General features: G+C 65.8%; 18 protein-coding genes. 7 read left to right on the top strand and 11 right to left on the bottom strand.

What is annotated here, in order from left to right; translation table 11 throughout:
- The first annotated feature begins 14 nt into the window (after positions 1-14).
- The 3 genes from AC1VV3_RS18070 to AC1VV3_RS18060 all read left to right on the top strand — a co-directional run bounded on the left by AC1VV3_RS18070 (position 15) and on the right by AC1VV3_RS18060 (position 5544).
- Entirely contained in the window at positions 15-1502 is a 1488-nt protein-coding gene (locus tag AC1VV3_RS18070) for a hypothetical protein (RefSeq protein ID WP_465127012.1), read from the top strand.
- Positions 1499-3064, top strand: a complete 1566-nt coding sequence (locus AC1VV3_RS18065; protein WP_482963134.1) for an O-antigen ligase family protein — start codon at positions 1499-1501, stop codon at positions 3062-3064. Before AC1VV3_RS18070 ends, AC1VV3_RS18065 begins: the two co-directional genes overlap by 4 nt.
- Before the next feature lie 290 nt (positions 3065-3354).
- Positions 3355-5544: a TonB-dependent receptor gene (locus AC1VV3_RS18060; protein WP_465127010.1), complete on the top strand. Its 2190-nt coding sequence runs from the start codon at positions 3355-3357 to the stop codon at positions 5542-5544.
- A gap of 65 nt (positions 5545-5609) precedes the next feature.
- Here the strand turns inward: AC1VV3_RS18060 and AC1VV3_RS18055 are convergent, their stop codons facing one another.
- Positions 5610-6242 carry a class GN sortase gene (locus AC1VV3_RS18055; RefSeq protein WP_465127009.1) on the bottom strand — a complete coding sequence of 211 codons (633 nt, stop codon included), beginning with the start codon at positions 6240-6242 and terminating at the stop codon, positions 5610-5612.
- Positions 6239-8455: a marine proteobacterial sortase target protein gene (locus AC1VV3_RS18050; protein WP_465127008.1), complete on the bottom strand. Its 2217-nt coding sequence runs from the start codon at positions 8453-8455 to the stop codon at positions 6239-6241. Before AC1VV3_RS18050 ends, AC1VV3_RS18055 begins: the two co-directional genes overlap by 4 nt.
- Positions 8456-8636: 181 nt before the next feature.
- Here AC1VV3_RS18050 and AC1VV3_RS18045 point away from each other — a divergent pair, with 181 nt between their 5' ends.
- On the top strand, positions 8637-9416 hold the full coding sequence (locus AC1VV3_RS18045; RefSeq protein WP_482963133.1) for a helix-turn-helix domain-containing protein: 780 nt from the start codon (positions 8637-8639) through the stop codon (positions 9414-9416).
- 15 nt (positions 9417-9431) lie between these two features.
- On the opposite strand, the gene AC1VV3_RS18040 is transcribed toward AC1VV3_RS18045, so the two are convergent.
- On the bottom strand, positions 9432-10886 hold the full coding sequence (locus AC1VV3_RS18040) for a CYTH and CHAD domain-containing protein (protein ID WP_465127006.1): 1455 nt from the start codon (positions 10884-10886) through the stop codon (positions 9432-9434).
- Between the two features lie 306 nt (positions 10887-11192).
- Between AC1VV3_RS18040 and AC1VV3_RS18035 the strand changes: the two genes are divergently transcribed.
- Complete coding sequence (locus AC1VV3_RS18035) at positions 11193-11672, top strand: carboxymuconolactone decarboxylase family protein (RefSeq protein WP_431567593.1); 480 nt, start codon at positions 11193-11195, stop codon at positions 11670-11672.
- A 45-nt stretch (positions 11673-11717) separates the two neighbouring features.
- Here the strand turns inward: AC1VV3_RS18035 and AC1VV3_RS18030 are convergent, their stop codons facing one another.
- On the bottom strand, positions 11718-12206 hold the full coding sequence (locus AC1VV3_RS18030) for an RrF2 family transcriptional regulator (protein WP_465127005.1): 489 nt from the start codon (positions 12204-12206) through the stop codon (positions 11718-11720).
- A 103-nt stretch (positions 12207-12309) separates the two neighbouring features.
- Positions 12310-14625 (bottom strand): TonB-dependent receptor, encoded by a 2316-nt coding sequence (locus AC1VV3_RS18025; RefSeq protein ID WP_482963132.1) that lies wholly within the window; start codon positions 14623-14625, stop codon positions 12310-12312.
- 259 nt (positions 14626-14884) lie between these two features.
- Here AC1VV3_RS18025 and AC1VV3_RS18020 point away from each other — a divergent pair, with 259 nt between their 5' ends.
- Together AC1VV3_RS18020 and AC1VV3_RS18015 are read left to right on the top strand one after the other, a co-directional pair.
- A complete protein-coding gene (locus AC1VV3_RS18020; protein ID WP_465127003.1) occupies positions 14885-17119 on the top strand; it encodes a TonB-dependent hemoglobin/transferrin/lactoferrin family receptor in 2235 nt (744 codons plus the stop codon).
- 65 nt (positions 17120-17184) lie between these two features.
- On the top strand, positions 17185-17820 hold the full coding sequence (locus AC1VV3_RS18015) for a biliverdin-producing heme oxygenase (protein ID WP_482963131.1): 636 nt from the start codon (positions 17185-17187) through the stop codon (positions 17818-17820).
- A gap of 15 nt (positions 17821-17835) precedes the next feature.
- On the opposite strand, the gene ubiM is transcribed toward AC1VV3_RS18015, so the two are convergent.
- The 6 genes from ubiM to AC1VV3_RS17985 all read right to left on the bottom strand — a co-directional run bounded on the left by ubiM (position 17836) and on the right by AC1VV3_RS17985 (position 25710).
- On the bottom strand, positions 17836-19011 hold the full coding sequence (ubiM, locus tag AC1VV3_RS18010) for a 5-demethoxyubiquinol-8 5-hydroxylase UbiM (protein ID WP_465127001.1): 1176 nt from the start codon (positions 19009-19011) through the stop codon (positions 17836-17838).
- An 81-nt stretch (positions 19012-19092) separates the two neighbouring features.
- Positions 19093-20622: an MDR family MFS transporter gene (locus tag AC1VV3_RS18005; RefSeq protein ID WP_465127000.1), complete on the bottom strand. Its 1530-nt coding sequence runs from the start codon at positions 20620-20622 to the stop codon at positions 19093-19095.
- Between the two features lie 165 nt (positions 20623-20787).
- Positions 20788-21465, bottom strand: coding sequence for a hypothetical protein (locus AC1VV3_RS18000; protein WP_431567705.1), 678 nt, complete (start codon positions 21463-21465; stop codon positions 20788-20790).
- A gap of 185 nt (positions 21466-21650) precedes the next feature.
- Positions 21651-23270, bottom strand: coding sequence for a phospholipase D family protein (locus tag AC1VV3_RS17995; protein WP_482963130.1), 1620 nt, complete (start codon positions 23268-23270; stop codon positions 21651-21653).
- A gap of 34 nt (positions 23271-23304) precedes the next feature.
- Positions 23305-24108 (bottom strand): DeoR/GlpR family DNA-binding transcription regulator, encoded by an 804-nt coding sequence (locus AC1VV3_RS17990; RefSeq protein ID WP_465126998.1) that lies wholly within the window; start codon positions 24106-24108, stop codon positions 23305-23307.
- Between the two features lie 57 nt (positions 24109-24165).
- The gene (locus AC1VV3_RS17985) at positions 24166-25710 is read right to left on the bottom strand and encodes a glycerol-3-phosphate dehydrogenase (RefSeq protein WP_465126997.1); all 1545 of its coding nucleotides are present in this window, start codon (positions 25708-25710) and stop codon (positions 24166-24168) included.

Here is a 25710-nt window from a genome sequence, read left to right as displayed (position 1 = left end):
TCGGACCTCAGGCCGTGCGCCGCCATTCTCTCGTGGAGCAGGCACGCTCGGCGCAGGATGCGCTGCGGTCCAACATCGTTCCGGCAGCCGCACCTCCCACCGCCCTGGGCATCAATCTGTTCGGGCTTCAGACCTTCAATCGGCAGCAGGTCTTCTCCAACATGATCCTGCAAAGCGAGTGGTTCTCCTCGCGCGGGGATGGCTGGACGCCGATGCCTTCCCAGCAGCTCGATGCCACAGGGTGGGTGCGCAGCCTGGAACCGGGGCAAACGGCGCCGCGTCCGCTGGTCCTGCCTGCTGCGCCGTTTCGGGCAATGGCGGTGCGGTGCACTTTTGCCGGCCGCGGCGGGCTGGAGGCTGGCGGTGTGGCACGCGTTCTCGGCGCTTCTGCCGGCGCGGTCGATCTGGAACTGCGGCCAACGGGAGCGGAAGGCGAGGGCGCCTGGGTCGAGCTGATTTCCACCGACCCGGCCGATCCCTTGCGCGAACTCGATTGCCGCAAGGCGGGCGCTCCGCGCAGCCAGCGGTTCGACCCGGAATTCCTCGCCTTCCTCTCCGGCTTCAAGGTCGTTCGCTTTCTCGACTGGCAGCGCACGAACGACAATGCGCCAGCCTTGTGGGCGACCCGCAGCCTTCCCGGCAGCGGGTCTCAGGTTGGCGTGGCGGGCGCCTCGGTCGAGGACATGGTCGACCTGGCCAATGCCGCCGGCGCGGACCCGTGGTTCCTCATGCCCTATGATGCCGACGCGGATTATCTGCGCGGCTTCGCGGCGCTCGTCCACGCGCGCCTCGATCCGGGGCGCAAAGTCTATGTCGAACTTGGCAACGAAGTGTGGAACGACATCTTCGACGCCTCGGGCCAGGCTGAGCGGGAGGGACTGGCCCTCGGGCTTGGCGGCGGCGATCCCATGCGGGCACGGATGGAGCGCTATTCCCAGCGCATGGTCGCGGCCATGCGCATCTGGACCGCGATCTATGCCGACCGGCCGCAGGCGCTGATCCGGGTATGCGCCAGCCAGCATGCCAATCCCGAGCTTGCGCGCATGGTCCTGAACTATGGCCATGCGGACCGCTGGGTGGATGCTCTGGCAACCGCGCCTTATCTCTGGCTGGAACTTGACGGCTATCGCAAGCGGGATCTCGATCGCATCTTCACGCAGATGCCGGGTTCGATGGAGCGGACGCTGGCGATGGCGGCGGCCAATCGCGCCGTGGCGGCCCGGCATGGCCTGCGCTACATCGCCTATGAAGGCGGCCAGCATCTCGTCACCACCGATCTGGACCTCGCGCGCGCCGTGCAGCGCGATCCGCGCATGGGCGAGGTCTATCTGCGCTACCTCGAAGGCTGGCGCCGCCGTTTCGGCGATACCCTGGTACTCTACGCGGCGACCGCGCCGATCGGCGAATATGGCTCATGGGGCCTGCGCGAATATGCCGGCCAGCCTGCGGCCGAGACGCCGAAGCTCTCGGCCGTGCGCCGCTTTCAGGCGGAAGCGCCGTGAACCGCCACGCGGTTCAGTCGATGATGGGGACGGGCGGGCTCTTCGCCTTGCTGGCGGTCGCCTATTACAGCATCCATTCGGCGCTCTATGTCGCTTGTGCCAGCGGGGCGGGCGTCGCGCTGTTCCTGATTTGCCTGCGCCGCGTCCACCGCGAGGAAATGGCCATGCGCAGCCTGTTCTGCGTGATGGCGCTGCCGATGCTGGCCTGGTCGCTCCCGGCGGTGCGGCTGCTGCATCTGGCGATGTGTTTCTGGGTGCCGGTGGTGGCGGGGCGGCGCGAACGTATCGCTCCGCTCTATCTGTTCAGCATGCTGTCGCTGCCTCCGCTGGACGCCCCGGTGGAAATCGGCGGGTTGAAGCTGTTCGATTTCGGGGTGCAGGACGGGCTTGCCATTGGCGCGGCAGTGGCGATCTGGTTGAAGTTCCGGAAATCGGAAAGCGCGCCGCGGCGGCTGACCAGCGATGGATGGGTCGCCGCGTTCCTGCTCATGCTGGGCCTTGCCCTCTCGCGCGAGACCACGGCAACGAATTTCCTTAGAACGACGGTCAATCTCGTCCTCGACCTGGGCCTACCCTATTATATCCTCAGCCGCGGCGTAACGAGCACCGAGGGGCAACGCATGGCCCTGCGCTGGCTGGCCTGCGGGGGCGTGGCGCTGACGGCAGTGCTGGTCCTGGAAATCTGGCGCAGTTGGCCGATCTACAATGAGCTTTACGGCCAGTATAACGTGCCGATGATGTTGCTGGTGAAGGCCCGGGGCGGTTTGATGCGGGCCGGGGGACCGTTCGTGGAGCCGACCTCCATCGCGCTCGTCCTGGCGATGTGCTTCGCTGCCCTCAGCCTGCTGCGGGAGGATTTTCGATCTGCCCTGCGTCATTCCGGGCTGCTGGCGATCACGTTCCTCGGGGTATCGGCGCCGCAATCGCGGGGCGCCTGGATCGGGCTCGCGCTCGCATCGGTGGCCATGGCGATCTACCGGGGGCGTTGGCGCTCGCTGCTGGCCTGTGCCGGTGGGATCGGCCTGGCGCTGGGCATCGTCTTCGTGACGGCCCAGCTTTCCCCCACTTTTGCCGAGGCGCTGGGGCTGTCCGACGGGGGCGCCAACGAGACCACGACCTATCGCCGCGATCTTTTCGAAAAGGGCAAGGAAGTGTTCTGGCAAAGCCCGATGTTCGGGCATTCGATGCCGCGGCTCAATGTGCTGCTGGCAGACTTGCGGCAGGGAGAGGGAATCATCGATTTCGTGAACACCTACCTCTGGATCGCGCTGATCGCCGGATCGGCAGGGCTAGCGATCTTCATCGGCAACTTCCTCGACCCTCTCGTTTCGCTGTGGAAGCGCCGCCGCGTCTTGCGCCGCACGCCGGGAGAGGCTCCCGCGGCCTTCGTGTTCGGGGTGCTGGTGATGCTGAGCGAGATGCTGTTCTTCACCTCCTTCGGCGGGCGTCCCGCTTTCCTGACGCTGGGGCTGTTCGGACTGTCTGCCACTATCCTGGCGAAACCGCAGGCCCGGCGTGCGCCGCTGCAATGGATGCCGGACGGCGCCCCGCTGCGCGCATGAACCGCGGATCGACTTTTTGCTGGACGGCACTTCTGGCGCGAAAACCCGGCAGCACCATGCGACTCTGCCGAGGGCGAGAAAAAGCCCATCGAAGTCAACGACGTTGATGGTGCGCCGCAAAAACATCGGAGAGCCACGCAACGAAGCGGCACCGTGATATTTCTACAACATTTCCGCCCGATCTTATTTCTGCAACGCAGCATCGAAAACAATGCGTTTGCGAGTGCACCCGCAAGTCCCTACTCCGCGCGACAAACAAGGTCTCAGGGTAATCAGGGTTTCATAAAAACATGACTCAGCGTCGATTCCGCCATCGTGCCGCCGTTTCGCTCATCGCTCTTGCTTGCGCCGTGCCGGCCGCAGCGCAGGCGCAGAGCGTCGCCTCGCCCGCCAGCGAAGGCGCCAGCAGCACCGATATCGTGGTCACCGCGACCCGCCGCGAAGAACGCGCCGTCGACGTGCCGATCGCCGTATCGTCGCTGAGCGGCGACAAGCTCGCCGCGATCAATTCCAGCGGCCAGGATATCCGCTTCCTGTCCGGCCGCGTGCCCAGCCTCCTGGCGGAATCGTCGTTCGGCCGTACTTTCCCGCGCTTCTACATCCGCGGCCTGGGCAATACCGACTTCTCGTCGGACGCGGCCCAGCCGGTCTCGGTGGTATACGACAACATCGCGCTTGAAAGCCCGTTCCTGAAGGCTTTCCCGGCCTTCGACCTTGAGAACATCGAAGTGCTCAAGGGCCCGCAGGGTACCCTGTTCGGCCGCAACACCCCGGCCGGCGTGATCAAGCTGACCTCGGCCCGCCCGACCGACCATTACACCGGCCACGGCAGTGTTTCCTGGGGCACCTACAACACGATCAACAGCGAACTCGCGCTGAGCGGCCCGATCACCGAAACCCTGCGCTTCCGCGTTGCCGGCAACCTGCAGCACCGCGACGACTGGGTGAAGAACGACTACGCCGAGACGATCAACGAGCGCCGCTTCGACGGTTACGACGATCTCGCCGGCCGTGCCCTGCTGGAATACGACAACGGCCCGCTCAACGTCCTGGTGAACCTCCATGGCCGCCACTTGCGCGGTTCGGCCCGCGTGTTCCGCGGCAACACCATCAAGCCCGGCACCAACGACTTCGTGGACGGCTTCGACGTCGAGCACACCGCGCAGAACGGTTCCAACCCCCAGCGCCTTGAGGGCTGGGGCACCAACGTCCAGGCCAGCTACGATTTCGACGGCCTGGGCACCCTGTTCTCGGTGACCGGCTGGGAAAAGGTGAAGGTCTTCTCGCGCGGTGACGTGGACGGCAGCTATCCTGCCGCGGTGCCCTTCTCGGTCGAGAGCGGCAGCAAGGCCAAGCCGCGCGAATTCACGCAGGAACTGCGCTTTGCCTCGGAAAAGTTCGGCGACGTCAGCTTCCAGGCCGGCGCCTACTACTTCAACCAGAACCTCGACACCGAGGCCCTGAGCTGGAGCACCACCAACGTCCAGACCAATGGCAACACCAGCCATCTCGACAACGAGACCTATGCGGTGTTCGGCTCGGTCGAATATACCCCGGTGGAATCGCTCATCCTGCGCGGCGGCCTGCGCTGGTCGCATGACCGCAAGTACGGCAACCTCAACGCCGCCGATGGCGTGCTGCTTTCCGAAGGCCGGGCCAAGGGCTCGAAGGTTTCCTGGGATGGCAGCGCCACTTACAAGCTGGACCCGGACCACTCGCTCTATGCCCGCGCCGCTTCGGGCTACCTGGGCGCTTCGCTGAAGAACGACGCGGTCTCGGGTGTCGCCTCGGAAGCCAAGCCGCAGACCACGACCTCGTTCGAAGTCGGCTTCAAGGGCGAAGAGCGCGGACTGGTCAGCTACTCGGCGGACGTGTTCTACATGAACACGCGCAATATCCAGCTCACCGCCGTGGGCGGCGCGTCCAACACGACCACGCTGATCAACGCGAAGAAGGCGATCGGCTGGGGCGTCGAGGGCGAAATGGCGATCACGCCGGTGGAGGGCCTCTCCCTGACCGCAGGTGGCAGCTACAACTTCACCAAGCTCAAGGACTCGGACCTGAGGGTCGAGCCTTGCTCGGGCGGCTGCACCGTGCTCGATCCGGTCGTGGCGGGCACCTCGCTCGTCTCCATCGACGGCAACCGCCTGCCGCAGGCGCCGCGCTGGATCGCCAACTGGACGGCCAGCTACACGGTGCCGATCAGCGAGAACCAGGAAGTCTTCGCTTACACCGACTGGGCCTACCGCAGCTCGGTCAACCTGTTCCTCTACGATTCAGTGGAATTCACCGGCAAGGCATCGCTGGAAGGCGGCCTGCGTGCAGGCTGGCGTGACAATGCCATGGGCATCGAAGTGGCCGCTTTCGCGCGCAACATCACCAACCAGATCCGCATCGTCGGCGCCATCGACTTCAACAACCTGACCAGCATGGTCAACGAGCCGCGCATCATTGGCGGCGAAGTGAAGTTCCACTTCTGATGTAACGGCCTCGCCGGTCCCGGTTCATGGAACCGGCCGGCGAGGCATTTCATCTGCGGTGCGGTTCACCGGCTGACCGCTTCGGCATGGACGACGTAGCGCCACGGGCCGCTCCGGATCGCGTCGAAGGGAAAACAGGTCACCAGATCCAGCCTTTCGCCGAGCGGCGCATCGGCCACGGCGTAGCCGTCCCATCGCACCACTTCGGCACCGGTGACACGGTAGCGCCGTTCCAGGCCTTCGCGGGTCTGGACGAAGATGAGATCGCCTTTCTTCATATTACGCAGAAACCGGAAATGGGTGTCGCGATGGGCGGCGACCACGGCGGTTCCAGCTTGTCCCAGCGCCGCTCCACCCGGCAGCAGCGTCGGGCCGAAAGCCAGAGCCTGGCCCGATCCGCTGTCCAGCACGATCCTTGAGATGCCAAGGCCGGGAACCACCAGCCGGGCCGTGGGGGTCATGTCGGCCCAGGGCCAAGGCTTGCGCGGGGCGTGATCGACGCGACTGCGGTCGAAGGCGCGGTCCAGCAGGACCTGGGCCACTGCGGCTTTGGCGGGGATGTAGAGCCCGCATGCGATCTGCGCCAGGCCGGTCAGGCACAGCCCGAGCAGGAGGATGACCAGGAGGCCGCGTCCCCGCGCGACCTCCTTCAAACGGTTGGACCAGAGGGGCGCCGTTCGCAGGATTGCGACGTTCATGCCGCCCTCCGGCGCAGGAGCAGGGCGAAGCCGGTCATGCCCGCCAGCAGCAGCGCCAGCCCCTTGCCGATCAGGCCTAGGAAGCCGGTCGCGGTCTGCGGCAGTTCCAGGGCCTGGGCCTGCATGGCGGCGAGACTGCCGGTTCCTGCCTGTCCGGGCGCTGCCTGCACCGCGTCCTGGCCGAAGAGGGCTTCGAAGTCCCAGCCGGCCGGCAGGTTGATGGGCAGTTCCTCGCGCGTCAGGCGGGCACCGGCAGGCCGCGCAGGCGTCTCGTCGACGGCGACCAGGCTGGTCTGGCGCGTGACGATCGCGTGCTCCATGCCGATCCTTTCGATCTCGGCATCGGCGCGGTCGTCCTCCAGCTTGCCGAGGGCGCGGTCGGCCTCGACATCGGTGATGCGGCGATGGGCCCAGAGCTTCTCGATGGCGGGGCTGGGCAAAGCAGCCGAGAGATCCACCCGCTGTACCCAGGGCTTGCCGCCGATGTTGCCGGAGACGGTGAGCGTTCCGGAAAGCTTGTCGCTGCGGCCGACGAGCACCAGCGGCCGTCCGGCGTAGACGTCCGGCAGGCGCGAGGGGGTGAGATCCAGCGATCCGCCTTCGACCCGCACCGAGAGATCGCGCACCGCCGGATGGCTGAGCACATCGAGTAGCGGCATCATCTTGGCAGCCACTTCGCCGGGCGCGCCGACATGGGTATAGACCCCGCCGCCGATGGTCGACATGCGCTCCATCAGGAAGTCGTTCGGTGCGGAGCCGATGCCGACCATGAAGACGTGGCTGCGCCCCCCGTCGTCCCCGATCGCGGCCATCATCTCGCGCTCGTTGGAAATCTCGCCGTCCGTGAGGAACACGATCTGGCGCAGCACCTCGGGACTGGTGCCGCCTCCGGTCCCGGCATCGTCCAGCGCGGCCTTGAGCGCGGGGAGCATCTCGGTGCCGCCCTGCGCCTGGAGCGATTCCGCGAAGCGGGTGGCGAGCGCCACCTGGTCCGAGGTGGCGGATACGCTGTGCTCGAACAGGCGCGTCATCGTGTCGTCGAAGCGGATCACGTTGAAGTGGTCCTGCGGGCGCAATGTGCCGAGCGCGTGGATGAGGCTGGCCTTGGCCTCCTCCATGGAGTCGCCGCCCATCGAGCCGCTGTTGTCGATCACGAAGACCATCTCGCGCGGGGGGCGGGGAAGGCCGTCGAGATTGGCCGGCGGCGTGATTGCGGCCATGACGTAGTCGCCCTTGTCCGTATGCTGGGCGAACAGGCCGAGCGCGGGGTCGGCCGAAGCGGAGCGCCAGTCGAGCACGAAATCGCGGTTGGCGGGAACGGTGGTGTCCGCAAGGGTCACGGTGCGGTTGTCGGTGGCCCCGGCTACGTTGATCCGGTGATAGCGACTGATCAGGTTGGCAACCTCGAAGCCGGGCGCGAGATGGACCGAGATCGAGGTGGGATTGAGCCCTTCGCCCCGCCTGCCTCCCAGTCTGGCGCCAAGCGCGGGATCCAGAACCGGTGCGGCGGTCACGGCATGGGCGTCCTCGACAGCCGCGGCCGAGCGCAAGGTATGCGGCGGCGTATAGCGCGGCCCCACGACCAGCGGCAGGCGCAGCGAGAACGTGCCGTTCGCCTGGCTGACCGGTGCCTGATATTCGATCGCGATCAGCACGGTCTCGCCGGGGGCGACATTGGCGACCATCGTGCTGAACATGTTGGGGCGCTGCTGCTCGACGAGACCGGCCTTGCGGCCGCTGGCCTTGGCGGCCTCATAAGTTTCGCGGGCTTTCGCGCGCGGTTCGATGTGGCCGACGATCACGCGTTGGCCGACCACCATCTTCAGCGAGTCCACCGCGCCGTCCTGAGGCAGGGGGTAGAGATAGCTGGCCTCCATCCACTTGTCAGAGGTGTTGCGGAAGGCCTGGGTTACGCGCACGCGGGCAACCTGTCCGGTCACGGCGACGTCCATGTCAGTGCCGAGGCGGACCGCCGGAAGGCTTTTCGCCACGCCTTGTCCGCGCAGCATGAGCGTGCCGGCGGCGGGGCCGTCATCCGGAGCGGCATCGTCAACGGCGGTTTCGTCGGCGACGGCGGCCGTCGAATGGATCGCCACGGCAAGCGGGGCGCCGAGCGCCAGGACGATTGCCGGGACCAGGGCGCGGCGGATGGCCAGAATGCCGGGGCCGGAATGGCTGGAACCGAGAGGACGAGGGGCGGGGGACTGCGGCATGGCGGGGCTCCATCTGCTAGGGGAGCCCTTCGTCTATGCGCATGCCATGCCGCACAGCCACGAGCAGTTTCGGCCGGTTCCGGCACGAGATGTGCGGAAATGCGGAATGCATGTGTGGGAATGCGGAACGCGCACGAAATGATTGACGACATGTGCGGATTTGTGCGGAAAGAGACGCACGATGACAGTGACCGAAACAGAGCCCGCCGATTCCTCACCGCTTTCGGCCGAGGGCGCCGAGACCGCTCGCCTCGTGCGCGAGGAGATCGCCCGCCGCCGCATCTCGCGTCAGGCGCTGGCGGACATGGCGCGCATCAGCCTGTCCACTCTGGAAAAGGCGCTGGCAGGCAAGCGCTCCTTCACGCTGGCAACGCTGCTGCGCATCGAGGAGGCGCTGGGTGTCGACTTGCGCGCGGGCCGTCCTGCGCCTGCCGCGGCGCCGGTCCTGGGCGACGTGGCGCCGGAGTCCATGGGGGCCTATGCCCGCTCGGCCGTTGCCTGGCTCGAAGGTCGCTATCTGACGATCAGGCCGAGTTTCGGCACGCCGGGCGGCCTTTTCGCCTATCTCACTACCGTGCGCTGGGTGCCGGAAAAGGCCTTCCTCGGCTTTGCGGAATCAGGCCGTTCGGATTCCCGGTTCGAGCAGGCCGGCCATGTCTCGATGCCGAACCTGTCCGGACATATCTATCTGGTGACGAACGAGCAGGGCCAGTACCGCCTGGCCATCCTGTCGCGGTCCACGATCGATGGTCAGCTCTTCGGGATACTGACAACGCTGGAAGTGGGCAGCGGGTCGCAGCTCGTACCCGCCGCCGCACCGCTCGCCTTGCGCAAGTTGCCGGAGGGAGAGGGTCCGCCGCTAGGCCTCGTCACGGACGCCATGCCGCATTTCGCGGACTACCGAGCGATGCTGGGCCGCTCGACCGACGGGGACTTCGCGCGTCTCCATCTTCCCTGCTGACCTGGACGACGCCGCTTAGCGCCAGAAGCGTTTTGCATCGACGAAAGTCTCGTAAGCCTCTGCGGCGGCTTCCAGAAGGTCCGCCTTCTTGTCGTGGCCCAGCAGGTGAGATGCCTCGGGCGCATCGGCGAGACCAAGGTTGTCGAGCAGTTCCGGGGCGCCGACAAGATCGTTGAGCAGACCCAGGCGATCCTGCAGTTCCTCCAGCGCGGAAACGAAACGCTTGTGGCGGCGGCGCTCGCGCTTCTCGGGGAAAAGCGCCACGAAGAAGTCCGTGGCATAGCGCAGCTTCTTGGCGGTCTTGCGCACTTCATGGCGCGCATGATCGTCCAGCTTCTCCAGCCGGCGCCCACCTTTCTTGACCTTGCGGCGGAAGCGTTCGAGGGCATTGGCGGCAAATTCGCGCGCCGTGGTTTCGCGTAAGGCGCGGCGATCCTCGTCGGTCAGCCAGTCTCCGATAACGAGCCATTCCGACAGGTCGAGCATGAGCATGCGCGCGCGCCGGGAATCGAGCGCGGCGATGGCCCCCAGATAGGCCTCATCCCGTGCCGTCGTGATGCGGTCGAAAAGCGGCCCTTCGCTCGCCTGGTCCGCAAGCACGTCCAGGTCTCGCGCCTTGCCCAGTTCCCCGGCCAGCCAGCGCAGTTCGCCATTGAAGCGGCGGCGCGTCTCGTCGGAGAACAGGGTCTTGAAGAGCGTCAGTGCGGAGCGCAGGCGGCGGATGGCGACGCGGGACTGGTGCAGGGCTGCGCCGTCGCGGTGATCCAGTACCAGTGGCTCGTTGAGCCGGAAATGGCGCAGGCAAGCCGCTGCAATCGCCTGGAATGCCTTGCCGGCGTCCATCTCGGTTTCGAGCACGACACGGGGCGCCTTGGTCGCGGTGGGGGCCGGGCCGAGCAGCCGATAGCCGCGCTCGGCCTTGCTCGATACGCCGATGCGAACGGGAGCTATCGCATCGATCCGGCGCGCCAGGGCGAAGAGCGCGGCGGCGCTGCCTTCCTTCAGTTCCAGTTCGACTTCGCAGACCGGGGTTTCACGCTCGGCCGCAATGACATGGCCGCGATCGAGCGTGATCTCGATGCCGTCCCGGACCCAGAGGCGGCGCTCGTTGTCCACCGTGAACACCGGGGCGAGCGAGGCAATGCGGTCTCCCAACAGCGCGGGGATCGGCGTGGTATGGTCGATGATCGGCTCGTCATCCGGAACGGGACGCTCCCATTCGGGCCGGATGAACATGCCGGCCGAGGGGCCGTCGGCTTTGACTGTCTGCACCCGCTTCGAACCGTCGCGACGCACGCGCAGCGATAGCCCGGCCTTGGACAAGTCGTGATCGGGGGTGTCGAAATAGATGGCATGTTGCGGGATGAGGGCGGCCTCGCCCGCGAACAACCCCGAGGCTTCGAGCTGATCGGCGCTGTCCGGGGCCAATTCCAGCTTGAGCTCGGCTTCCTCGTTCGCGACCGCTGTCATGGCAGGCCCTCCGGTTGACAGGCCGCGGCCGGCGGCTCGGGAGACGGCGCGCTGTCGGAGAGGAGAATGTCCCGTCCGGCGACTGCCATCGTGATGGGGATAAACGCATGAAGGCACCGATCGTTCTCGAAGCGGGCGATGGTGCGGGGAATCGGAAGGGTCACAGCCGCCTTATGGCCTGTCGACGTGACTGCCCGACGACACCGGCGGCACGGATGAGACGCCCTTGTCAGGATAAGGGCGCTTGACGGAATTGCTAATACGGATATTTAATATCCGTATTAGCAATTCCCAAGGATGAAGCGAATGTCCCAGCGTATCGATTATGCGAAGCAGGCTCCCGAACTCGTTCGCAAGATGATGGATCTCTCGGCAGCGGTGAAGAACGGCTCGATCGAGCGGAACACGTTGACGCTCGTGGACATCCGCGCATCGCAGTTGAACGGATGCGCGTTCTGCCTCGACATGCACGTCAAGGAAGCGAGAATTCACGGCGAGCGGGACCTGCGCGTCCATCACGTCGCGATCTGGCGGGAATCGCCGCTGTTCAATGCGCGCGAAAGGGCGGCTCTGGCCTGGACCGAGGCGGTGACCCGACTGGGTGAGGGCGGCGTCCCGGACGCGGTCTATGCCGAGGTTCGCGAGGCGTTTTCCGAGAAGGAGATCGTCGACCTGAACTTCGCGGTGATGACGATCAACGCCTGGAACCGACTGGCCATAGCGTTCCAGGCCGTGCCCGGTTCGGCAGACAAGCTCTACGGCCTCGAAAAGGCCAATCTGGCCTGAACTGGCGCGGGCAGCCTTGCGCGAAAGGGGCGGTTTTCGCCCCCTTCAGCCTGCCCGCTCCATCAGCCAGTCGAAGCTGCGCTTGAGCAGGTCGGCGGGCACGTCCTCCTGCAAGGTTTCCTGCAGGTCTGCCAGAGTCACGGCCGCCAGCGTCTGGCGCCAGGCCTCATCCGCGCGCCACATGATGCGGGCGACGGCACAAGGCTTGTCGTCGCAGAGGCCTTTCGGACGGCAGGGGTTGTTCGCCCTGATCTCGCTGCACTGGAATGTCGACTTGCGGCCTTCCACCGCCTCCACCACTTCGAGGAAGGTGATGGCTTGCGCCGGCCTGGCGAGGCGGTAGCCACCGCTTGGACCCAGCGTCGTATGCACAAGCCCGGCCTTGGACAGGCCCTGCAAGGCCTTGCCGAGATATTCCTTGGGCACGCCGTGAAATTCGGAAAGGCTGCGGGTGGAGAGATAACGGCCTTCGGGCAGACCGGCCATCACGGCGCAGCAATGGAGCGCCCATTCCACCTGGTTCTTGAGATTCATGCGCCGGCCGGGTCAATCATGGACATTCGATATCCTAGATTGACCCGGCCGATTGCGCAACGAAAAGGCGTCGCCTTTCAGGCAGAGGCGCTTCCGCGCCGGATCAGTATTTCACCCCCAAGGTGAGGCCGTAAGTGATCGGATCGGCCCAGATGCTGCCTACGCCGAGCGAGGCGTAGTTCACGGCGGCGCGGTAGCGATGGTTGGTGACGTTTTCGCTGAACAGCGCGACCGAGATCTTGTCCGAAGGATCGACCCATTCTGCGCGCACGCCGAGGAGCGCGTACTGGCTCTGCTTGAACTGCTCCGCGATGCCGAAATAGAAGGAGGACGTGTAGTAGAGGTTGCTGGACAGGTTCAGCCGGCCGCCCGCCAGGTCGATGCCGTAGGACACCGCCAGGTTGCCGGTCAGCGCAGGGGTACGCTGCATCTTGAAGCCGCTGGCATCCGTGGTGGTCTCGACCAGGGCACCGGGACCAAGGCCGCCAAGGCTTGGCGGCGTGCAGGCCACCGGCGAGGTACCGAAGACGGCCGCGGGGTCGCAGAATTGATAAAACGGTGCGTTGGGGAAGGTCTTGTAGCGGGCGTGAGTCCAGGCAAGCCCGCCGCTGACGGTCAGGTCGTTGGTGACGCGGGCGCTGGCCTGGCCTTCGATGCCGTAGATCTCCGAGCTGGCAGCATTGGTGATGCGGGCGGTTCCCGCCTGGAAGCTCGACACCTGCAGGTTCTTGTAGTCGTAGTAAAATCCGGAAAGTTCGGCGGTGAAGCGGCCATCGCCGTACTTGTAGCCCAGTTCGTAGGCATTGATCTTCTCGGGCTTGACCGGGCGGTAGGAATAGCCGCCGACGTTCAGCAGCCCTGCCTTGTAGCCTTGCGTGAACGAGGCGTAGACGCTGGATTCCTCGTTAGGTTTGTAGCGCAGGACGAAACGCGGGGTGACGCGGTTGTTCGTCAGCTTGGGCACGTCGAAACTGGTGTAGAGAGGGGTTGTCGCGAAGGATCCAAAGGGCACGGCGTTGCCGTTCTCATCCTCGTAGACCGAGGCGGTAAGCGCGCGCAGGAAGTACGCCTGGTCGACCCAGTCGTGGCTGTAGCGCGCACCGGCCGTCACGAAGAACTGCGGGGTGACCTCGTATGTGGCGTCGCCGAAGACGGCGATGGACTGAGATAGCGTCCCGGATTCGCCGTTGCGGGCAAAAGGCGCGGTGCCCAGCTTGGCATCGGTGGGCCAGGTGTCCCGGTTACGGAAGTAGTAGACGCCGGTGGTCCACTGGAGCGGCGATCCGGCCTTCGAACTCAGCAGTACCTCCTGCGTGAAAGTCTTGCTGTTGGAACCGATGCGGATCGTGAAGATCGGCAGGGCCGTCGCGTCGAGGTCCTGCACGCTGGTGACGCGTTCGTCGCGGAACTGGGTGTAGGAAGTGAGGTTGGCAAACCCGAGATCGGCCTTGATCGTGCCCTGGATCACGTCGGTGTTGGTACGGGCGCCGATGCCGTCCGCAGGATTGAGCGCCACTTCGTTGGGTTTCGTGGCGTAGAGACCCGCAGGCGTGAACTGGTAGATCCACGGGGTGCCCTGTTCGTCCACGAAGGCATTGTGCATCAGCGACGAGGGATCGTCCGTCTGCGCATGGGTGTAGCGCAGCAGCACGCTGATATCCGGTGTCAGATCGGCCTTCAGGCCGGTGCGGATCGACCAGCGGTTGTATTTGCCGACCTGATCGTTGCCGTCGATGATGTTGCGCTGGAAGTTGTCGCTGCGCCGATAGAGGCCCTCCACATCGAAAGCGACGCCCTCGGTAATGCCCGAGGTTGCATAGGATTGGACTTCGACCGTATCGAACCGGCCGTAGGACACGCGGAATTCGCCCGCTGCGTCCTGGCTGGGCTCGGCCGTGGTGACCAGGATCGCGCCGCCGGTGGTATTGCGGCCGAACAGAGTACCCTGCGGCCCTTTCAGAACCTGGATGTTCTGGACCTTGAGTAGCTGGAAGTCCGTTGCGGCGGCGCTGGGCAGGAAGAAGCCATCGACGTAAGTCGCCACGTTGGGGCCGCCGCCGGACGTGGTGATCGCCGTTCCGACGCCGCGGATCGTGGGCTGGGTGTAGACGCCCGCCTTGTCGAAGCGCAGGGCCGGGACGACCTTGGACATGTCGGAAAGCTGCCGCACACCGGTGTCCTTCAGCGTTTCCTCGCTGAGCGTCGTCACCGTGATCGGCACGTCCACGGACCGTTCGGCACGGCGTTGGGCCGTGACGATGATTTCGCCGTTCTGGCCCAGGGGGTTGGAACCAGCCGAGGCCGGTGCGGCAGCGGGGGCGACTTCGCTTCCTGTTTGCGCGCTGGCCGATCCCGCGACCAGGGCCGATGCAAGCGCCCCCAGCGACGCCATTCGTTTCAGCTTCGAAATTCGCGGCATATGTGTCCTCCCGTTCCCCATCCGGCTTTCCTGCCGGTTGCCGCCATTTTCCACGATCCTGCGAGCAGGTGAAATCTCCCCTGGGCATCATATCGCGGTGGCGGTTCGGAAACGTTCCGGCGACGCACGGCGGGATTGCGAACGAGGCTGGCGGGAAAGTTCCGATCTCCACCGTAAATTGAAAAGGCGGATTGAAATTTCGCTGTGACATTGTGCAAGTAACGCTTCTGCGAATCATTAGCAGTAGGATCTTGCATCAATGACTTCTCCCAAGCGGCGTGCGCTGTTGCGCGCGCTGAAACAGACTTCCGCCCTTGCCGCCGCGGCGATCCTCTGCGCCGGTGCACAGGCCCAGGCGGCCGACGGTGCCGCCAACTCCAGCGAAGACCCCGTCAAGCTCGGTTCCGTCCGCGTCGAGGATACGGCGATCGGCAATCAGCAGCAGGGCGTCGATCGCAATGCCGCCGGCAAGCCGGCCGTCCTCACCACCACCACCACGGCCGAGACGCTTCGTGACCGCATGGTCGACAATATCGCCGATTACGCCCGGCGCGTGGATGCGGGGGTGAACTTCAACACCAACAACCAGAGCATCAACATCCGCGGCCTCGACGCCAATCGCGTGCTGACGACGGTGGACGGGATCCGTCTGCCGTGGATGAGCGACGGGGCGCGGGGCGTCCAGGGCGGCGTCGCGGCCTTCGATTTCAACTCGCTGAGCGCGATCGATGTCGTGAAAAGCGGGGATTCCAGCTACTTCGGCCAAGGCGCGCTCGGCGGGGTCTTTGCGGTGCGCACGCTCGATCCCGAAGACCTGCTGACGGATGGCAAGAAGCAGGGCGCGCTCGGCAAGGCCACGTATGACAGCGCCAGCGACAGCGTCTATCTCAACCAGGCTGCCGCTTTCCGGACCGGAGACACGCTGGTCCTGATTCAGGGCGGCTACCAGAACGGCCACGAAACCGAGAACCAGGGCAAGATTTATGGTACCGGCACGACGCGGACCGCCCGGAACCCTGCGGCCTATGACCAGGAAAACCTGCTGGTGAAGGTCCACCAGTACCTGGGCGGCGGCCACCGCATCGGCCTGACGGGTGAGACCTTCAAGCGCAGCTACGACGAGGACACGCTCACCAGCATCGGGTCGACCTATTCGTCCTATGGCACTCTGGAGCAGAACAAGCGCAAGCGCATTGCCGGTACCTACGATTATCAGGCCGAAGGCGAGGGCTTCGTTCAGGAGGCTCACCTCGTAGGCTATTGGCAGCGCCTGAACCTGCGCACGTATACGCAGGCCATGCGCAAGACCGCGCCGATAGGGCAGTATGACCGCGACAGCGACCTTCAGGACGAATCCTGGGGTGCGAACGGCTCCATCGTCGGGCGCGCGGCCACCGGCGCGGTGCAACATGCGATCAGCCTCGGCGGCGAAGTCTATGCGACCAGGACGACGCAGTATGCGTCCGGCGTCGATAACTGCACGGCGGCGATCTACTCGTGCTCGTTTCTTCATGTGAACCAGTCCGACATGCCCGATGTCGACGGCATCGATCTTGGCCTGTTCCTGCAGGACCGGATGACGTTCGGCGCCTTCCACCTTACGCCGGGCCTGCGTTTCGACTGGTATCGCCGCACACCCCAGGACACGCCGAGCTATACGGTGAATGCGGCCTATGAGGGCCTTCCCGAACGCTCCAGCGACTCCCGCTTTTCGCCCAAGATCATGGCCGAATACGATGTCGTGCCGGGGCTGACGGCCTATGCGCAATATGCCCAGGCCTTCCGCGCGCCTTCCGCCACGGAACTCTATCTGACCTATGGCGGCACCGGCAGCTACGTCAGCATCGGCAACCCGGACCTGAAGCCGGAAACGAGCAAGGGCTACGAACTGGGCCTGAAATTCGGCGATGCCAAGCGCGGCGCCAAAGTCAGCTTCTACGACAACTACTATCGCAACTTCATCGACACCATCACCACGACGGCCTCGGCCGCAGGGCTTAGCGGCAGCTATCCCTTCGGTGTGTTCAAGTACGTCAACCGCGCCCATGTCCGCATCTACGGCATCGAGGCCAGTGCCCAGTGGGCGCTGACGGAAAACTGGCGCGTCTGGGGTTCCATCGCCTATGCCCACGGCAAGGACACGGACGAGGACACTTACCTGAACTCGATCCCGCCGCTGCGCGGCATCGCCGGGTTCGGCTATAGCCAGGAGCGCTTCGGGGCCGACCTTTCCGCCACCGTGGCCGCCAAGCGAAACAAGGTCGAAGACCCGACATCGACCATCAACAAGACGCCGGGCTACGGCATCGTCGACTTTACGGCATGGGTTAAGCCGGGGCTGTTCGAGGGCCTGCGCCTCCAGGGCGGCGTATACAACATCCTCGACAAGACCTATTACAACGCGCTCGACATTTCGGACAGCGCCACGGTCTCGCAGAGCTATTACAGCCAGCCGGGACGGACCTACAAGGCCTCGATGATACTGGCGTTCTGACATGACATGCCGGGGCGCTGAGGCCGCGCCCCGGTTTTCATGTGGCAATCGAAGAAGGACTTCCCATGAATACGACACTTCAGACCCCGGCTGAAACCGGCCCCGAAATCGGAGCCGGTAGCGGATCCGAAGTCGGAAGGGCGAAGCGTCTCAAGGCGGCTACCACGCAGGCGCACGACCAGCTCGACAAGCGGATCATGGCGGGCGAGCCCTTCGCGGCATTGGCCAATTACGGTCGCTTCCTGGCCGTGCAACACGCCTTTCACCGCGACATCGACGCGCTCTACGACGATCCCGCAATCGTGGCTCTGGTGCCCGATCTCGCCGAGCGTCGGCGCTTTGCGCAGATCGGGCAGGATCTGGCGGACCTGTCGCTTGCGCCGGCAGAGCCGACCGAGGCATCCCGCTTCGCGCGCGGAGAGATCGACGTGCCGACGGCGCTGGGCTGGCTCTATGTGGCCGAGGGATCCAACCTCGGCGCGGCCTTCCTGTTCAAGATGGCCCGCGCGCTGGGGCTCGACGAGAACCACGGCGCGCGCCACCTGGCCGGTCATCCCGATGGCCGAGCCCAGCACTGGCGCTCGTTCACCGGGGCGCTGGACGAGGTGGCGCTGGACAAGGCGGAAGAAATGCGGGTGATCGACGGTGCCAATGCCGCGTTCCGCCGCGTTCATGGGCTGGTGGAACAGCAATACGGGTGATGGGGCAAGGGGGGCTCAGCGCTGCATCAGCAGTCTGCTGACGCTCCTGGAGACGAGCGGCAGCCGGACCGCGGCCCTCAACCCGGCATGGCGCGCCGCGCGCGCCGCGGGATGCTCGGCCGTGTAGAGGCCGACGATCAGGTTGGTGGCGGTGTAGATCGGCCGGGTAGCCAGCCGGTGCGCAGCCTCGTAGCGGCGGAGCAGCATGCCACCCCCGATGTCGCCGCCTTGCAAGGCCGCCTGAGCGACCAGCTTGCCCAGAGAGCAGGCGCTTGCCAGGCCCAGATTGAAGCCGTGAGCGGTCACCGGGTGCATGCCGACGGCCGCATCGCCGATCAGCGCCGCGCGCCGGGCCGCGAAGTGATGGGCATAGGTCGTGGCCAGGGGATAGACATGAGGGCTACCGATGGCCTGCATCCGTCCCAGTCGGCTTTCGTAGCGGCGCGTCAGCTCGGCGCCCAGCGCCTCGGCATCGAGCGAGGCCAATTGCGCGATCTCGGCCGACGCCAGCGTCAGCACGGCGGAAGACCGGCGGCCGTTCAGCGGCAGCATCGCCATCGTCTGGCCATGGTCGAACCATTCCGTCGCGATGCCCTGATGATCGCCTTCATGCGCGACCCGGCAGACCAGCATGGAGCGGCCCAGACGGTTCACTTCCGCGCCGATGCCCAACTGCTCGCGCACGAAGGATAACCGGGAATCCGCGCCCACCAGCAAGCGCGCTTCGAGCCGGTTGCCATCTTCCAGGCTGACGGATACGCCTTGCGCGCCGTTGCCGATTGCGCCGTCCATGGATGCAACACTCCGCCCTGCCAGCACCTCGACCTCTGGCAAGTCCGCCACGACCCTGAACAGCGCGCGGCGGATGAGGTGGTTGGGGACGAGCTGCCCCAGCCTTTCCGCATCGCCGCTCCCGAAGGAGAGCGCGAAAGGAGAACCGCCGTTCAGCACACGGGCTTCGCGCAGCGGCGCGATCGCCTCCGCGTCGATGAGCGGCCAGGCGCCCAGTTCCTGCAAGGCGCGGATCGAACGATGGGTCAGGGCGATCTCGCGCCCGTCCATGGGCGGATCGGCCAGTACCGAGGCGGGCTGTCGCTCGATCACGGCGATGCGCAGTCCCGATCCCGCCAGCGCGGCGGCGAAAGCGAGGCCTGCGGGACCGGCACCCACCACCACAACGTCATGCGTCATCATCGCGCTTTCTCTTTTCCATTCCTCGCCGGGAGTGCCTGCACTATTGGAAGGCAGGGCACCATGATCGAGGTCAATTCGTCAGGCGTGCTCTTCCCGGCGCTCGGGCTGTTCGGTTTCGGCGTGACCGCTGATCTCGGACCCGGCGTCGGGCGCGAAGCGCAGGTTCCAGAACGAGGCCGTCAGCGAGATCGCCGTCACCACCCAGAAGGCGATGGAGAAATCGGCCAATGACGGCGCGAAGTGATCGTTGGCCATCATCGCGAGGTGCAGCGCAAGTGCGGCCACGCAGATGCCCAGCGAGAGCATGAGCTGCTGGAAAGTGGAGTAGAACGCGGTGGCGCGGCTCATCTGCGTCTTGTCGATGCCGTCATAGGCGATCGTATTGTAGGCGGTGAACTGGAACGACATGAAGAAACCGGACAGGCCCAGCACGCAGAACATCGCCCATACCGGCCAGCTCGGATTGAACAGGCCGCAGATCGCATAGCCGGCCGTGGCGATCACGCCGTTCCATACCAGCGCGCGCCGGAAACCGAAGCGGCGCAGCACGCGCGGGGCGAAGCTTTTCATGGCCAGCGAGCCGATCGCCGTGGCCACCGTGATGGTGCCGCTGCGCGCTGCCGAGAAACCGAAACCGACCTGCATCATCAGGGGCAAGAGGAAGGGCTGCGCGCCCTGCGTGATGCGCGTGATCGAACCGGCGATCACCGACAGGCGAAACGTCTCGTCACGCAGCAGCGAAAGGTCCAGGATCGCGCTTTCCCGCTTGCGCGCGTGAAGGACATAGAACGTCCCCGTCACGAGGCCCACAACGATCAGCGCGGCCGCCAGGGCGCCTTCGTTCGGACGACTGGCCATCTCGAAACCGAACAGCAGGCAGCCCAAAGAGAGCCCGCTCAGCACGAAGCCCAGCGTGTCGAACGGCGCGGGCTGGTCCTCGCGGATGTTGGCGATGAAGCGGCCGACCAGCCAGAAGCCGAGCACGCCCATCGGCAGGTTGATGTAGAAGATCCAGCGCCAGTCGAGGTAAGTGACGATGAAGCCTCCCAGCGGAGGGCCGATGATCGGGCCGATCAGGGCCGGCACCAGCAGCCAGGACATCGCATTGACCATGTCCTGCTTCGCCACCGATCGCAGCAGGACGAGCCGGCCGACGGGGATCATCATGGCCCCGCCAACGCCCTGGAGAAACCGCGAGACGACCATCATCTCCAGCGTCCAGGACTGGCCGCAGGCAAGGCTGCCGAGAACGAAAAGCAGGATGGCGGCGCGGAACACCGTTCGCGATCCGAAGCGGTCCGCGATCACGCCCGAAGCCGGGATGAAGACCGCCAATGCTAGCAGGTAGGAGGTGAGCGCCACGCTCATTTCCTGCGGCCGCACCCCGAAGTCCCGCGCCATGGTCGGCAAGGCGGTTGCCAGAACGGTTGCGTCCACGAATTCCATGAACAGGGCAGAAGCGATGATGAGCGCCACCAGCCGATAGTTCGCACCCGAAACCGCGGGGCCTTCATCGCGTGTCTTGGCGAGCGAACCTGCGGCGGGGACGATACCGTCGCGCACTTCCGCGTTGACCGAGGCCATGCCGCGACGGCGCGGCCTCAACATGGGGCCTGCGAGCTGGGGAGGGGAAGGGACATGGGCAACTTTCGAATTCGCGGACTTGTAAGATCCCCTCCGTCGAATTGGCCGTCCATCTGTCACGCGGGCGTGCCGACAGCAGGCATATAGGCATTCGGCCGCGAAATGAAACCCGCGGTTTGCCTTTCCAGCCTAGTCCGCCAGCTTGCCGAACGGCAGCAGCTTGCGGGCGAGCCGGGCGGCGGCCTTGCCGTCGTTGGCGCGAAGGGAGGGGAGAATGGCTGCCGCGGCGCGCTTCATCTGGGCGTCGAGCGGTGTCGGCGCGGAAGCGCTGGCCGCAGCCTCGGCCCAGCGGCGGGCCTGCGCGACATCGGCGGGGTCCTTGCGGATGTGCATCATGGCGGCCAGGCCGAGGTAGAACGCCCTGTCTCCCCCCAGCGAAACGGCGCGGGAAAGCGCGGCCTCTCCGGCATCGGCCCTGGCACCGACCATGGTGCGGGCCATGAGCCCGCCAAGCTGGTCGATGGCGTCGAGATGCCAGCCGGCGATGACCATCTGTGCTTCGGGATCGCGGGGGTTCTGCGCGGCGAGGCGCTGGAAGATCTCCAGCGAGGTGCGTGCGTCGGTTCGGCTGCGCGTGAGCTTGGCGCGGTAGCCGATGGCGACGCCGCGCTGGAGCGTGGCTTCCCGGTCACCCGGGCGCGCGGCGAGTATCCGGTCCGAGGCGGCGATTGCCTGTCCTATGAGCGTAAGCGCCTTCTTCTTGTCAGGGGCCTGGAATGCCGCGGCGGTCAGGATCTCGCGCGGTGTATCCGCCAGCGCAGCCGGAGCGGCGGCGGTAGCGGCGATCATGGCGCCCACGGCAAACATCGTCGGTTGGTACACGCAGTCTCCTGAAAGAACCGGGCCTGAAAGAACCGGATCCGCAGGATGACCGAACATGCCGGACAAGACCAGAGCCTATCTCCGATCCTCAGGCAGCACGCCGGTCAGCGCAGTTGGTTTGTCGTACTTTCCGGGTCATCAGGCGATGCCACCCGGTTGGAAAATGCCCTTTAGAGCAGCCAGCCGATCGGAAGATGGCTCGCCACGCCGACCAGCAGGTGATCGAGCGAGCCCATGCCCGGCTCGTTCCGCTGGACGGTGCGTTCGCTCCCGGTGCCGCAGCTCCACGTCAGGGCGCCGTCCGGCCCGAGCGTCACGGCATAGGCGGCATCGGGCACGATCGTTTCGAAGGCGTCCGCAACCTGTCCCGCGATGAGCGGGCTGTGGATGATGAAGCCCAGTTCGGTGTTGAGCTTCAGCGACCGCGGATCGAAGTTGAACGATCCGATGAAGACACGCTCGCGGTCGGCCGTGAAAGTCTTGGCGTGGATCGTCGAGGCACCCGAGCGCAAGGCCGCGAAGGATCCGCTGCCCGATGCCCGCAACCGGCTGCCGATGCCGAGCCGATTACCCTCGCGGCGCTGTTTCTTGGACGGCGCATCGCGGACCTGGGCCGCCGTTTCGAACAGGCGCACGCCAGCTTCTAGCAACGTCTTGCGCCAGGGTGCGTAGCCCGCGTGCACGAGCGCCACGTCGGTCGCCGAATAGCCATTGGTGAGCACGGTCACCTGGACGCCGTCACGGGCGAGGGCGCAGAGCTGCTGGGCGCCCTGTTCGCCGGGGACGAAGTATCCCGAGACGATGGCCAGCTCTCGGTGCGGATCGCCGATCGCGCCGTCCAGCTTGCCTGCAAGCAGGCGCTCGTGATCGAGGTCCGCAAGGGTCTTGGCGGGATCGTCGCTGATCAGCTCGACCTCGGTCCATTCGAAATCAAGCTCGCCGGCAACGAATTCACGGACCAGCGGCAGGCTGCGCAGACGTTCGACATAGCGGCGCGCCGAAGGGTCGCGCTCGACGATGGAGGCGCGCGACCGCAGCTTGGCAAGCTGGCGTGCACCGACGCGTGGAAGGATCTGGCGGGCGGGATAGGCGGACTGGCAGTCCCAATAGCGCTGGAAATCGGTTTCCACGTCGCGGGCGACCGGCCCGATGGCCAGTACGTCCATGTCCGCGAACAGCGCACCGTCGCCTGCGCCAAAATACTCGTCGCCGATATTGCGCCCGCCGACGATGGTAACGGCCCCGTCGACCGTGAAGCTCTTGTTGTGCATCCGGCGGTTCAGCCGGCCGAAGTCCACCGCGAAACCGATCGCCTTGGGATAGCGGATGCGAAAGGGATTGAAGAGGCGCACTTCGATGTTGGGATGGTCGTTCAGCGCGGAGAGTACGCGGTCGAGCCCGGCGATGCCGTTGTCGTCCAGCAGCAGACGCACCCTGACCCCCCGCTGGGCCGCCTCGAAAGCCGCTTCCAGCAGGAGGGTGCCGGTACGGTCGCCGTGCCAGATGTAATATTGCAGGTCGAGCGTGCGCTCTGCGGCGCGGGCGAGGAGCAGACGCGCGGCAAAGGCATCGACCCCGTCGGTCAAGAGATGGACGCCGGACTGTCCCGGATTGCGCGCGGCGCGCTCGCTGGCCGCGCGGGCCAGCGGCGGTTCGCCACGATGGCGGGCAGGGGGTTCGGAAGGGACGTCGCGCCGTGGCAGCCGGTTGGCGCGCATCAGGGCGAACCCTGCCGCTGCCACGCCCAGCGCGGCCGGCAATACCGTCTTCCACCGTTTCGCGCGGGACATCTTCACTCCTGGATCCTGAAACCCTGAGAGCCTTTCAGGCGCCGGGCAGCTGCGTTTCGATCAGGTTCACGCCGTTACGCTCGCAGGCGCTGCGCAACTCGGGATCGGAAATACGGTCGCAGACGAAAAAGTCGATGGCTTCCATCCCGCAGACCCGCACCGGGGCGGAACGCCCGACTTTCGAGGAATCGGCCACGAGGATCACCTTGCGGGCGTTGCGGATGATCGTCTGCGAAACTTCGACCTCGTCGATGGCGAAGTCCAGCAGGCTGCCATCGGCATCCAGTGCGGAAATGCCGATCAGGGCATAATCGACGCGGAAATTCTCGATGAAGCGCATGGCGAGCGCGCCTACCACGGCCCGGTCGCCGGTCCTGACCTTGCCGCCCACGCTGACCAGCTCGAGCGCGGGATGGCTGGAGAGAGTGTCGATCACGTTGAGATTGTTGGAGATCACCATCAGATTGCGATGGTGTGTGAAGTTGGCCGCCACGGCTTCGGTGGTCGTGCCGATGTTGACGAAGAGCGAGGCCCCGTCCGGGATCAACGCCGCAGCGGCAGCGCCGATCCGCGCCTTGGCATCGGAGGCGACATCCCGGCGCTTGTCATAGGCCAGGTTGTCCACGCCGGAAGTGATGAGCGCGCCGCCGTGAACGCGCGAGAGCAGAGACTGCCCGGCCAGGACGTTCAGGTCCTTGCGGATGGTCTGCGGGGTCACGCTCAGGCGCTCCGCAAGATCGTCCACGCTCACGCTGCCGGCACCGCGCGCGATCTCCAGGATATGTGCGCGGCGCTGGGCCACGATGTCGCCGTTGCTCTCCGCCGTGCTCTCGATCATTTCTTGCGGTCTCGCCCCTGGATGGATCGAACCCTTAGCGCGGCCGGGCCGCATCGATCAATCGCGCGCGAGCCAGGTATCGATCGCTTCGGCGGCGCCGGAGGGCACATGAAGGCCCAGCTTGCTGCGGCGGAACAGGATATCCTCCGCGTCGCGCGCCCATTCCGCGGCCTTCAGATAGTCGATCTCCCGGGCATGGAGGCCGCCGCCGAAGTCCTGGCCCAGATCGGCAGGGGTGCGGGCATCGGCCAGGATCGTGCGGGCGCGCGTGCCGTAAGCGCGAGCGAGGCGGCGGAGAAGCGCAGACGGCATCTGGGGATAAGTGCTCTCCAGTTCGCCAAGGAAGCCCTCGAAATCGCCTTTCGCAATGTCTCCGCCCGGCAGCACCGCGCCTGCAGTCCAGGGCTTGGCGGCCTCTGGGAAGAGCTCGGCGATGTGCTCCATCGCATGTTCGGCCAGTTTGCGGAACGTCGTGATCTTGCCGCCGAAGATCGAGAGCATGGGGGCCTGTCCCGCATCGCCCTTCTCGAAATCGAGCACGTAGTCGCGCGTCACGGCAGAGGCGTTGGCGGCATGGTCGTCATAGAGCGGCCGGATTCCGGCATAACTCCAGACGATGTCCCGCGGGGTCACGCCCCGGTCGAAGTAGCGGTTGACGGTTTCGCACAAGTAATCGACCTCGCCCGGGCTGATCGAGGGCTTGCCGGGGGCTTCGGTCCAGGGCTCGTCGGTCGTGCCGATCAGCGTGAAATCCTGCTCGTAAGGGATTGCGAAGACGATCCGCCGGTCGGGGTTCTGCAGCATGAAGGCATGGTCGCCCTCGTAAAGGCGCGGCACGACGATGTGACTGCCCTTGACCAGGCGCACGCCCCGGTCGTCCTTCGCCCGGCCGAGGTTGCGCAGGACCGCATCCACCCAGGGACCGGCCGCGTTGACGAGCATGCGCGCGCGGACCTGGCGCGGGCCGTGGGCATTCTCGACCGTGGCCAGCCACTCGCCGTCCTGAGTGACGGCGCCGGTCAGGCGCGTGCGGGTCTCGATCCGGGCTCCGCGCGCGGCGGCGTCCATCGCGTTGAGCACGACCAGGCGGCTGTCTTCCACCCAGCAGTCCGAATAGACGAAAGCCTTTCCTTTGCCTTTCGAATTTTGCGTTTTCAGCCCATTGCCCTGCTGGCCGCGATCGAGGTCGATCGTCTCGGTGCCGGGCAGGTTCTTGCGGCCGCCGAGGTGGTCGTAGAGGAACAGGCCCAGGCGGACCATCCAGGCCGGGCGCGGCGAAAGCGATTGCGGCAGTACGAAACGAAGCGGCCAGATGATGTGCGGCGCCATGCCCAGCAGGCGCTCGCGCTCGATCAGTGCTTCGCGCACGAGCCGGAACTCATAGTACTCCAGATAGCGCAGTCCGCCGTGGATGAGCTTCGTGGAGGATGAGGAGGTGTGGCTGGCGAGATCGTCCTGCTCCACCAGCAGCACCGAGAGGCCGCGCCCCGCCGCATCGCGCGCGATCCCTGCGCCGTTCACGCCGCCGCCCACGATCAGAAGGTCATAGACATCGTCCGGGGCGGGGGGCTGCATGGCGACTTCTCCCTGGGGCTTGGGCAT

This window comes from Novosphingobium sp. BL-S-34 (genome assembly GCF_056857015.1).
This window is presented reverse-complemented; position numbering and strand designations above follow the sequence as displayed.